The 10,525-nt window shown below is 47.9% G+C and carries 9 protein-coding genes; 5 read left to right on the top strand and 4 right to left on the bottom strand.

The features are described 5' to 3' along the window. Positions 1-364: 364 nt before the first annotated feature. From Q0095_RS08035 to Q0095_RS08020, 4 genes are all read left to right on the top strand, one after another. The gene (locus Q0095_RS08035) at positions 365-1,126 is read left to right on the top strand and encodes a TSUP family transporter (protein ID WP_297882956.1); all 762 of its coding nucleotides are present in this window, start codon (positions 365-367) and stop codon (positions 1,124-1,126) included. A 1,134-nt stretch (positions 1,127-2,260) separates the two neighbouring features. Beyond that, positions 2,261-2,638, top strand: coding sequence for a RidA family protein (locus Q0095_RS08030; RefSeq protein WP_297882955.1), 378 nt, complete (start codon positions 2,261-2,263; stop codon positions 2,636-2,638). Between the two features lie 219 nt (positions 2,639-2,857). Continuing rightward, positions 2,858-3,577 carry a hypothetical protein gene (locus tag Q0095_RS08025; RefSeq protein WP_297882953.1) on the top strand — a complete coding sequence of 240 codons (720 nt, stop codon included), beginning with the start codon at positions 2,858-2,860 and terminating at the stop codon, positions 3,575-3,577. Positions 3,578-3,610: 33 nt separating this feature from the next. Next, positions 3,611-4,627 carry a hypothetical protein gene (locus Q0095_RS08020; protein ID WP_297882951.1) on the top strand — a complete coding sequence of 339 codons (1,017 nt, stop codon included), beginning with the start codon at positions 3,611-3,613 and terminating at the stop codon, positions 4,625-4,627. A gap of 811 nt (positions 4,628-5,438) precedes the next feature. On the opposite strand, the gene Q0095_RS08015 is transcribed toward Q0095_RS08020, so the two are convergent. From Q0095_RS08015 to Q0095_RS08005, 3 genes are all read right to left on the bottom strand, one after another. After that, entirely contained in the window at positions 5,439-6,125 is a 687-nt protein-coding gene (locus Q0095_RS08015) for an MOSC domain-containing protein (protein WP_297882950.1), read from the bottom strand. Positions 6,126-6,271: 146 nt separating this feature from the next. Further along, the gene (locus tag Q0095_RS08010) at positions 6,272-7,684 is read right to left on the bottom strand and encodes a sodium:alanine symporter family protein (protein WP_297882948.1); all 1,413 of its coding nucleotides are present in this window, start codon (positions 7,682-7,684) and stop codon (positions 6,272-6,274) included. Positions 7,685-8,059: 375 nt separating this feature from the next. Further along, positions 8,060-8,746, bottom strand: coding sequence for a class I SAM-dependent methyltransferase (locus Q0095_RS08005; RefSeq protein ID WP_297882946.1), 687 nt, complete (start codon positions 8,744-8,746; stop codon positions 8,060-8,062). 354 nt (positions 8,747-9,100) lie between these two features. Between Q0095_RS08005 and Q0095_RS08000 the strand changes: the two genes are divergently transcribed. Next, the gene (locus tag Q0095_RS08000; RefSeq protein ID WP_297882944.1) at positions 9,101-9,739 is read left to right on the top strand and encodes a Crp/Fnr family transcriptional regulator; all 639 of its coding nucleotides are present in this window, start codon (positions 9,101-9,103) and stop codon (positions 9,737-9,739) included. A 281-nt stretch (positions 9,740-10,020) separates the two neighbouring features. Here the strand turns inward: Q0095_RS08000 and Q0095_RS07995 are convergent. After that, on the bottom strand, positions 10,021-10,525 hold a 505-nt coding region (locus Q0095_RS07995; protein WP_297882942.1), incomplete at its 5' end, for a formate/nitrite transporter family protein.

The following is a 10,525-nucleotide window of genomic DNA, read 5'->3' as shown; positions in this document are numbered from 1 at the left end:
AATGTTTCATTTGAAGAATTTGTAAATGAGGTAATTCCAACTTGTGAAAAACAATCTAAGGGAATTGACTTAAAACCTAATAGAGTTCCTCAAAATTATTATTCTTTACATTCCAAAAATCGCCATACGGCTTTAAATAAATTCCTGCTATAGCCAATGCTATTATTAATATGATGATTGCTCCTGAAATAGATACGCTTATGATGAAAATTTTTAAAATTAGATCGATGATTTTTTTGAAACCATTATTCATTCTTTATCCTTATTTTTTACTATTATAGCATACGATTTGCTATTGCGATGTACGGCGGTTAAAATTTAAGTTCACCTTTTGTAAAATATTGGAAATTAAAAAAGGACAAAAATGGAGCTTGAGCTTTGGCAGTTCGCGGTGCTTTTTGCGGCGGCGTTTTTCGGCGGATTTATCGACTCGATCGCGGGCGGCGGCGGGCTGATCTCGCTGCCTGCGCTGCTTGCCGTGGGCATTCCGCCGCATGTAGCGATCGCCACAAATAGATTTCAAGGCAGCTTCGGAAGCTTCACCGCCGCTTTAAATTTCATCCGCAAGGGCTATGTCGATGCAGCGGAGATCTTGCGCGGCGTGATTTTTACGTTCGTAGGCGGGCTCGTCGGCGCTTATGTCCTGCTTCTAATCGATGCGAAATTCCTAAACTACCTCATTCCGATCCTGCTGCTGGCGCTTTTCTTTTATATGATTTTTTCGCCAAACCTAGGCGAAGCGCCCGCAAGGCCCAAGATGTCAAAAAAGAGCTTTTACGCGATTTTTGGGCTTGTTTTGGGGTTTTACGACGGATTTTTCGGCCCGGGTACGGGCTCGTTTTGGACGTTTGCGCTGGTTGGAATTTTAGGGCTATATATGAAAAAGGCGGTCGCACACACTAAAGTTTTAAATTTCACCTCAAACATCGTCTCTTTGGGCGTTTTTATCATCGGCGGGCAAATTTTATGGCTCGTCGGAGCGGTGATGGCGGTCGGACAGATCGCGGGCAGCTTCGCAGGCTCAAGCCTAGTGATGCGATGCGACGTGAAATTTGTGCGTAAAATGCTTCTGCTCGTCGTTGCCGCCACGATTTTAAAGCTACTTTACGGACTGATTGCAAATTAATTACAGACTGGTTGAGGGCCGATCGCAGGCCAATCTAAAGTCAAAATCATAGAATTTTATACAGGATTTCGTATAAAATTTCGCGTAAAATTTTATGAACTCTCGCTGATATGCTACGACAGCGTCGATTTTACCACCTCAATAGCGTCTATTTTACTACTGCGGTGTTGATTTTGTCGCAGCGTTGCGCCGAACTTACTGCGACACTGCAAATTTTAATTGTAGTGTCAATTTTATCGTAGCGTTGTGCTGATCTTATCGCGACTACGCTAATTTCCCGCTGCTGCGATGTTGATTCTGTTGCCGTTGCGTCGGAAGCCTCGCTTGTCGCGAGGTCTTTGATTTTATTATTTCTATATCGCTGATTTTGCTCCGCTACATCGACAACTTCGTTGCCACGCTTGCTACTGCGAGGATTTTAATTGCGTTGCGCGGTGTCGCACTGATTTTTTATGACGGCGCTGTTCTTTCTGCTGCGATGGTAGCGATTTTGACTCTGCTTTTACCGCCCCGCCGCCCGTATCACTACCGTGGGCGGTTTGATTTTGCCGGTCGAGACATTGATGATCTTGCTACCGCAAGGAATTTAATTTACTGCCGTAACGACGCCAGTGAAATTTCGCCCATTCGCGCCAGTTAAATTCCACCGCACCGCTCGTATCTATTTCGTCGTATCGCCATGCATTCATTCGGTGTTGCCGATAGAGTCGTCGTATTGCCGAGCGCGCGGCGTTATCGTGCTCGTGCTATGAAATTTTATATGTTTATGCCCACAAAATTTTAAAATACCGCTCCATAGATCATTTCGCCGTGCCGCCCGTACGTACTACCAAATCCACTCTCAGCGATTAAATTTAGCTGCACTTTCACACGCTGTTTTGTTGCGCCTGTTAGCTCTTTTAAATTTGCCGTTTCGCCGCCATGGCTCGCTTTCCGCGCTAGCCTCACCTGTATTTGCACGATAAATTTAACCGCATTGCCGCGCCTGTACCAACAAATTTAGTTACTCTCGCCGCCTGTTAAATTTTATCGTACCCTCTGCACCCGCAACCTCGCTAGCGAAATTCCGCCGCCTAAAGCAATGCTAAAATATTTTGCGATAAAATGGGCGAAATTTTTTACAAAGGATTTAGTATGCAGATCATCTCGACTCCCGATGCGGCGCAGGCCATCGGGCCGTACTCTCAGGCGATCAAGGCGGGTGGGTTCATCTTCACCTCGGGGCAGATCGCGCTTAAGCCGGACGGCGAGTTTGTCGCGGGCGGCGTGGAAGCGCAGAGCAGGCAGGTTTTGCAAAACCTCGCGGCGATCCTAAAAGAAGCGGGCGCGACGCTGCAAGATGCCGTCAAAACTACGATTTTCCTGGCCGATATGGGCGATTTTGCCGCGGTGAACGAGATATACGTTGCGGCGTTCGGCGAGCACAAGCCCGCTCGCAGCACGGTGCAGGTCGCCAAACTCCCCAAAGGCGCGCTTGTGGAGATCGAAGTAATAGCGCTGGCTAGGGCCTAGCGCTAAATTTAGATCACTAGAACTCTGCCGGTTCGCGTTTGCGGTTGAAATTTTATGTGCGGGCTGCTCGAAATTTTAAACGGCTCGCTTTGGTTTTGAAGCCGCGCGTGCTTTTAAATTTAGATTTTCAAAGCCGCGCCAAATGCTCGCGGGTTTATGCAAACAGCGCGTCTTGATGCTGCTAAGGCATTAAAATTTCTCATTCAAAATGGGATAAAAATGATAGAAGAACTTATTCAAAAATCTAAAAATATCACGGCCGCAGGGCTCAGCGACATAGAGCCCGCGTGGATCGCGCAGGCGCAGCGGCGGCTAGGCTTTGCGCTGCCTGCGAGCTACAAGCAGATGCTGCTAAGATACGCTAGCTTCAGCGCGGCGGGGACGGAGCTAAAAACGATCGCGCCGCCCGAGTTTGCGGGTAGCGCCGACGCCGACATCTGCTACACGTATGAGGTAAATCTGAAAAACGGCCTATTTGCCGCGGACGAGCTTGTGTTTTTGCAGCTCGAGGACGAGGAGTATTATTTTAAAATTTCGCCTGCAAGCGACATAGCGGACGGCTCGCCCAACACGGCGCACGGCAAGACGGCGGAGAGTACGAGCGGCAAAGCTGCGAGCGAGACGGTGCGCGATACGGTCGTCGCGACGGCAGTCGACAGTGCGGAAAATAGAGCATCGGGTGACGAAGCGTGCGCAGAGAGATCGCTAGATGCGGCGCGCGATATGAATGCCGAAGCGGCGGACGAAACGACGTGCAAAACGGCGGACGCGACAATGAGCGAAGCGGCAGACGAGGCAGCAAGTGGAGCGATGAATGAGATAGCAAGCGAGCAGGCAGACGATGCGCCGTGCGAATACAAGGTCTATGTGCGCGACTACGCGCAGAACGAGGATAGATTCTTTGCGGACGATTTTTACGGGTTTTTGGAAAAATTTTAAAATGAAATTTGATGCAAAATCAGGAGCTGTGAAATGGGACTGTTTGATATTTTTAAAAAGGATAAATTTGACGTCGATGTGCGCTCGGACGGCATTTTCATCGGCGGCGTAAACTGTGAGTTTGATCTGGCTAAGCTTAACGAAGCCTTGGGGCAGCCGCGCATGATCGATGACGGGGAGGGCAAAAGCCGCTATTTTTGGGATGAGGCGGGGATTTTCGCCTTTGTGCGCACAGGCGAGCTCGCAGAACCGAAGCTTGCCGAGATGATTTTGATGCTTGAGGTCGCAAAGGGCGTACAGCACGAGGTTCCGCGCAAACTCTACGGCGGCGCGTTCACGATAGATGGCAGACCGCCGCTTGAGGCCGTGCCTGAGCAGGAGCTGCGCGGCGCATATATATTTTTGGAGCTTAGCCTGGGCAAATTTGAAGTTTCGCTAGCTCTCGCGGAGGCCGTGCAGGAGCGCATAGGCGCGATGGACTTCGCGGAGCGCTTCGCTAAGCGCGACACCGACGAGATCGCAGACATCGTGCGAGCTGCGAAAATGCCGATAGGGCGCGTCTGCATCAATCAAAAAGAGAAAAAGCTAAAGCGAAAGCCAAGCGATAAATTTAAGCTTCCGCGCGCGGCCGGCGAGACGCTCCTGTTTAAAAATTTCAATTTCAAAATCGCCGTGATGAACGAGCTGATGTATGAAAAAGCTCTGCTGGAGCCTAAATTTGACGTGTTTGAGTATTGTGAGGAGCGCGGCATCGACCCGTATGTGGACTTTGGCGCCCTGCCGCAAGCTAAAAAGTGGTTTAAGGACTATCCGGTCCCCACAAATCTGGCGGAGCAGGTGAGCGAGCTCTATCTTGACGGCGGAAACGAAATTTACCTGCAAATCGCGCCTGATTGGGACGGCGAGGACGAGCTTTTCGATATCAAAAACATTGACGCCGCCGAGCTTGCACAATTCAAAAATCTTAAAAAAATCGAAACGAGCGGCATCGGCATATCTAAAAAGGCGCGAAAAGCCTGCGCAGATGCGGGAATTACTGTAGTTGATTGAGCAGAGGAATGGACGGACTTTGAGCCATACAGCGCGCGGTTTTAAAAAACTGAAATAGGCTTTTGAGTTGCGGTCGAGCTCTTAAAAGGTCGTAATTGTTGCTGCGCCGCGTAAAATTCTACTTATAGCGAGCGCTATAAATGAGCTTTTAAAGGCGGCAGGCAAGCGTTTGGCGCTTAATTTAGCGCGTGTTAAAAGCCTTTAGGAGCTCGTTTGTAGCGTGAGGTTGCGCAGCTGAATGCGCGAGATGAGTGCGTCGCGCGAGTAAATAATTTCCTTTTTGACTTTTATGGAAAATTCGCTGCGTAGCAAAAGGGTTAAATTTACCGCTTTTAAATTTTAAAATTTACAAAGAGCGGCGCTTGCGGCTTTGAATGTGCGATTAAATTTAGATTTCATATAGATTAAATTCTAGGCACGGTTAAATTTGCGTTTTTAATTCCGTTTATAGCCTGTATCGTATTGCAAAACAGAGCGCGAAAATAGATCGCATTTGCATGCGTGCGGCGCGGATTAAATTAAAATTTCAGCTTTGAAATTTAGCCTAAATTTACGGCTCGCACTTAAGAAGTGGTTTTGCGCGCTGATACCGAAAGCCTAGAAGATGTTTTAAATGCTCAAGTCGAGAAAGTATTTTGCAGGCTGGCTCGCAAGAAAGTGTTTTTTATAAGCTGATTTATGGGCTAGAAAGTGCCTTGAAAGTTAGCGTTAGCGGGTTTATAAAATTTTTGAGAATTCGTGCCAGAGGGTATTTTAAGCAGCAAGGCGTGGGCTCCTTCACAATTTTACCATGCCGCTTTGAGGCTAAATTTCATAGCCGCATAAAGCCGTCGTCGTAGCCGCCTTCTAGCTTGCGGCGCATATCCTCGCGCCATTTTGGCGTAAGCGTCGTAAGCAGGTTAAATTTTGCTAACAGCCCTTCATCGATACGCTCGCCGTAAAATAGACGGTTAAGCTCCATCACGCTCATCATAGCGGGGTCGCGTCCCACGACGTAGATTTCGTCGCCTGCGCGGCACGAGCCAGCCTCCAACACGCGGTAGTACCAGCCGGTAAGTCCGCTGCGCGCGATCTCTGCCGTCATCTCTGCGTTACCCCAGCGCATCGAGAGCTTGTAGCAGGGCTTGCGCGGCTGGCTTACTTGCAACACCAGCGAGCCTATGCGGTGCACATCGCCGATGCAGACGTTTTGCTCGTGTAATCCGCTGATCGTGAGGTTTTCGCCCATTGCGCCGTAGGCTAGATTTTTAAGTCCCAAAAATCTCTCCCACGCGGCGTAATTTTGTAGTGAGTTGGCAAAAATCGCCTTTTCCGTGCCGCCGTGATGCAGCGTGTCGGCTACTGTGTCACCCTCGAATCCAAGCTCATTCGCGCGCACTTCGCTCGTCCTAGCTTGCTTGAATATCGCCGTCTCCCAGCGCTTTTTCAGAGGCTGCGTAGCGCGCTCGTCGCCGTAAGAGCGCGGCTGCCCGGTCAGTAATGCCTTTAAAACGGGCATTTTTTGCTCCTTAAAATTTGCATGCCTTCTCCTTAGATCATAAAATTTAGGCTATGATTTTAGCTCGAAAAGAATTTTAAAATTCTAAATTTTGAGGTGATTTTGCGCTAAATTCCAAGTGCGGGGTTGAAATTTAGCGCGCGGCGTTATTTGTAATCGTTCGCGTCGTAGCTTTTGCCGTCGTTAAAGTCGCTCAAAAGCCGCACTACGACGGGGCTAAGCAGGATGATCGCGATTAAGTTGGGGATCACCATCAGTCCGTTAAACATATCGGCTAGCCCCCAGACGAGGTCGATCTTTTGCACGCTTCCTATGAATACGAATGCGACGACTAAAATTTGCAAGAGCTTGACGAATTTTGCGCCCAAGAGGTATCGCACGTTGATCTCGGCGAAGTAATACCAGCCCAGAATCGTGGTAAATGCGAAGAAAAACAGGCAGATCGCCACGAAGCCGTATCCGCCGCTGCGACCTAAAATTTGCGATCCGAAGGCTTCCTGCACCAGCGAGATGCCCGAAAATACCGCCTTGCCATTTTCGAAGGTGACTACGTCGGTGCTAAGCACGACGAAAACGGTGATGTTAAGCACGATGAAGGTATCGACGAAAACGCCCATTATGCCGAGCACGGCTTGATCTACGGGGTGTTTGACGTTCGCTGCGGCGTGTGCGTGCGGCGTCGAGCCCATGCCCGCTTCGTTTGAAAAGAGTCCGCGCGCGATGCCGTATCTCATCGCGGTTGCGATCGTAGCGCCCGTAGCGCCGCCCCAGGCAGCCGATGGATCGAATGCGGCTTTGAATATCAACGCGATGACGGATGGAATTTTATCGAAATTTGAGCCGATGATGACGAGACCAACGAGTACGTAGCAGATCGCCATTAGTGGCACGACCTTTTCGGCTACGCGCGCGATCGCTTTTACGCCGCCGAAAAAGATGACGCAGCAGATGAGCGCCAATGCTGCGCCGCTCACCCACTTCGGGATTCCAAATGCGCTGCTAAAGCCGTCGGAGATGGAGTTTGCTTGCACCATATTGCCCATGAAACCCAAAGCAAAGATGATGGCCAGCGCAAAAAACGCCGCTAAAGGCTTGGCTAGGGGGTTTTTAAGTCCGCGACTGATGTAAAACGCGGGCCCTCCGATCATGTGTCCGCTGTCGTCCTTGGTGCGGTAAATTTGAGCCAGGCAGATCTCTGCAAAGTTCGTCGCCATGCCCAAAAACGCCGCGCACCACATCCAAAATATCGCGCCCGGTCCGCCCATTACTAACGCGGTGCTGGCGCCTACCAAGTTGCCCGTACCGACCTGCGCGGCGATTGCCGTGGCGACGGCTTGGAACGAGCTCATGCCGCTTTTGCCCGCAGCCTCGCCATGCAGGGAGAAGTTGCCGAAAAGCTTGCGCGCACCCATTTTAAATTTAAAAATCTGCACCAGATGCAAGCGCGCCGTAAAATACGCGCCGGTACCGCAAAGTAGGGCGATTAGAAAGTACGGACCCCACAAAAAGGAGTTGATTGCGTCAATTGTGGCGGTGAATTTGTCGAGAAAATTTTGCATGATCTTTTCCGTGAATTTAAGATGCGAAAATATATTTTAAAAACTCTTAAATTCCTATAAATCGAGGTAAATTTAAGCGAAATTTTAAAGCGTTTTTATAATTTTACTCAGCATTGAGCAAAGCGGTATGTGCCGTTTGCTCTGCATGCCAGCTTGCCAGATAAGCAGCTTAGAATTCGCGCCTTAGCTGTCGAAATTTGCAAAGCAATCAACTGAAATTTTAAGCCTTATTATTCATCACCGCCGATTTTGAAGATAAACATCTTGCAAGCGTTACAAAAGGCAGGGATCAGGCTAAATAGGCGCCCTTTGAGGCTCCAGTGGCTTTTATACATTTTCAGCATTGCAGCCTCTTTGGCGAAGCAGATATGCGCACTATCCCAGCTCTGCACCTCTGCACCCGCCGCTAATGCCCATTTTAAAGGGCGCGTTTTGCATGTGCCGCATCGCGTCATGGCGCCTAGAGTCGAATTTCCTAACCGAAAACTCGCTCATAAAATCGCTCAGCACGTAGCCGCGGAATTTTTGCGCAAGCGCGATAAAAAATTTTTTAAATTCCTCCTTTTCAAAATACATACTCACGCCCTCTAAGATGAATATATAGCCCGCGCTGCCGTGTTTTGCGACTAGCTCGTCCATCCATGAGGGATCTAACATCGAGTAGGGCAGGCTAAAGTTGTTCTTTGCTTTGGGCAGCAGTGCGTCGCGCATGGAGATGACGTCGGGCAGATCGAGGTCGTAAAATAGGGCGTTTGGTAGGGCTTTTTGCAGTCTAAGTGGGCGGGTGTCGAGCCCGGCGCCGAGCTGCACGATGATAGGGCGATCAAGCTCCGCCGCGAGTCGCAGCGTCTCGTCGTCGAAAAATTTCGCGCGGATCACGGTGCCCGTCTTGCTAAGGCGCGCGTCGTTAAATTTTGCAAAATCATAATCGATCTGTTCGACCGCGGCGCTCGAAAAGGGATCATTTAGGATTGGATCCGCGTCTTTGAAATCCAAGTGGCGCATATAAACGTTGATTAGTAGCGTCTCGGAAACGCTATCTTTAAAATTTAACTTTTGCATGAAGTGCCTTTCTTGCGGTATCGTTGCGAGCAAAATACCGCTTATTTTTAATATGCATTATTATATCCTTGCTAAATAAAATTTCAATAAAATGATATTAATTTTTATTTAAAGACAGAATTTTAAATTCGCGCCGCGGGTTTCAGCTATAATATCTCCGCGTAAAGCTTCAATAAATTTTTGAAATTTTACGCTATGCAAAGCGCGGGTAAAATTTAGAATTTTAAAAGCTATAAAATTTATTAGCTCCGGCGACCCAGATACGCGGCCATAGTGCGGATAGTAAATTTCATCCGCGCAGCTTTATCTTTGTCTAAATATTTCATTGTATAATTCTTAGCTTTTGGAGGTTATATGGAAAAATCGCGGCTGGGACTACTGCAAACCGAGGCTATCGCCACGCTTAGCGACGAGGAGCTTGCTATGTTCGAGCACCAAGTCATCAAAAAAGGCTATGTTTTTTATAGCGAGGCACCTAAAGTTTTTATTTTTAAAAGCGGGCAGGCGAAGCTTTCGTTTTTTGAAGACGGCGAAGAATTCATCATCAATTACCTAAACAAGGACAATATTACCATTCTTAATGAAATTTGCGCACTTGAGTTTTTAGAGGACAGCGAAATTTACACGATCGATGTGAGCGGACTAGGGGAGATCTTGGCAAATCGCAGCTTTTGCGAGGCATATATAAAAATTTTAACAGAGATAATTCTGCTGCAGCGCAAAATCACACGCTCTATACTTTTTGAAAATGCAAAAGGGCGCATCGCGAGCTTTTTGATCGAGCTTGCAAACGAGCAGAATTTTCATCAAAATGGCTACAAATACGTCTTTTTGCCCTTTTCGCTAAAGGTGCTTTCATCCTTCGTGGGGCTCAAGCGCCAAAGCGCGAGTACCGCGTTTAACGAGCTTGTAAAAGATAACGTAATTCAAAAAATCAGCCAGCACGAGTTTTTGATCCTGGACTACGACAGATTGCTTAGTTACTGTGTTTAGGCGCGGGCTAGAGTTTTTAAAGCATTTATGCGGCTTACGTTACGGCTTAGGCGCGAAATTTTGTCTAAAGTTACGGCGCAAAATTTTGCCTAGATTTACAGCGTAAAATTTTTATCAAGAGCTTGGTTTTGGAATTTCATCCCGAATTTCGTTAGGATTTCGTCTAAAATTTTGGATCAAATGAAATTTTACGCATCGGAATTTTTAAAATTTAAGAAACTAAAAATGCGCGGCAAAGTGCCGCGCCATATTTTGTTTATATCGTGCTGAAGCGCGATAGATTAGTCTTTCTTTTTCATATCGTATTTATTGACCATAAATCCGACCAAGCCTACGAAAAATAGACCGCCGCAGATGTTACCTAGCGTAACTGGGATCATATTTTTAACGATGAAATTTCCCCAGTTTATTGAATCTATTTGAGCTGCCGTTACACCGTGAAGCGAGCTTGCAAGAGCATTTACATCGCCACCAGCAGCCGCAAGGTAGTGGCCTTTAGCGATGATACCTTCGGTTAAGATAAACATATTTGCCACGCAGTGTTCCATCGAGCAAGCTACGAATGCGCCGATCATCCACATAATTGCAAAGAATTTACCTGATAGATTGCTCTCGCTGGTCGCAGTCCAGATAGACATACATACAAACACGTTACAAAAAATTCCGCGGATGAATAGCTCATGAAAAGGTGCGTTTATTTTGCCTGCTGCTGCAGGAATGAAGTGCTGCAAGATGTAGCCATCATATTTAAGCGGAAGTCCTGAGTAATAATACATATACGCGATT

Origin of the sequence: uncultured Campylobacter sp., assembly GCF_938045535.1 — a bacterium.
Lineage (GTDB): Bacteria > Campylobacterota > Campylobacteria > Campylobacterales > Campylobacteraceae > Campylobacter_B.
Note: the sequence above shows the minus strand (reverse complement) of the source record. Positions and strands in the feature narration are given on the sequence as shown.

Bases quoted from the DNA above. Each gene is read 5' to 3' on its own strand.
- Q0095_RS08035 (WP_297882956.1), top strand. From the start codon at position 365: ATGGAGCTTGAGCTTTGGCAGTTCGCGGTGCTTTTTGCGGCGGCGTTT.
- Q0095_RS08030 (WP_297882955.1), top strand. From the start codon at position 2,261: ATGCAGATCATCTCGACTCCCGATGCGGCGCAGGCCATCGGGCCGTAC.
- Q0095_RS08025 (WP_297882953.1), top strand. From the start codon at position 2,858: ATGATAGAAGAACTTATTCAAAAATCTAAAAATATCACGGCCGCAGGG.
- Q0095_RS08020 (WP_297882951.1), top strand. From the start codon at position 3,611: ATGGGACTGTTTGATATTTTTAAAAAGGATAAATTTGACGTCGATGTG.
- Q0095_RS08015 (WP_297882950.1), bottom strand. From the start codon at position 6,125: ATGCCCGTTTTAAAGGCATTACTGACCGGGCAGCCGCGCTCTTACGGC.
- Q0095_RS08010 (WP_297882948.1), bottom strand. From the start codon at position 7,684: ATGCAAAATTTTCTCGACAAATTCACCGCCACAATTGACGCAATCAAC.
- Q0095_RS08005 (WP_297882946.1), bottom strand. From the start codon at position 8,746: ATGCAAAAGTTAAATTTTAAAGATAGCGTTTCCGAGACGCTACTAATC.
- Q0095_RS08000 (WP_297882944.1), top strand. From the start codon at position 9,101: ATGGAAAAATCGCGGCTGGGACTACTGCAAACCGAGGCTATCGCCACG.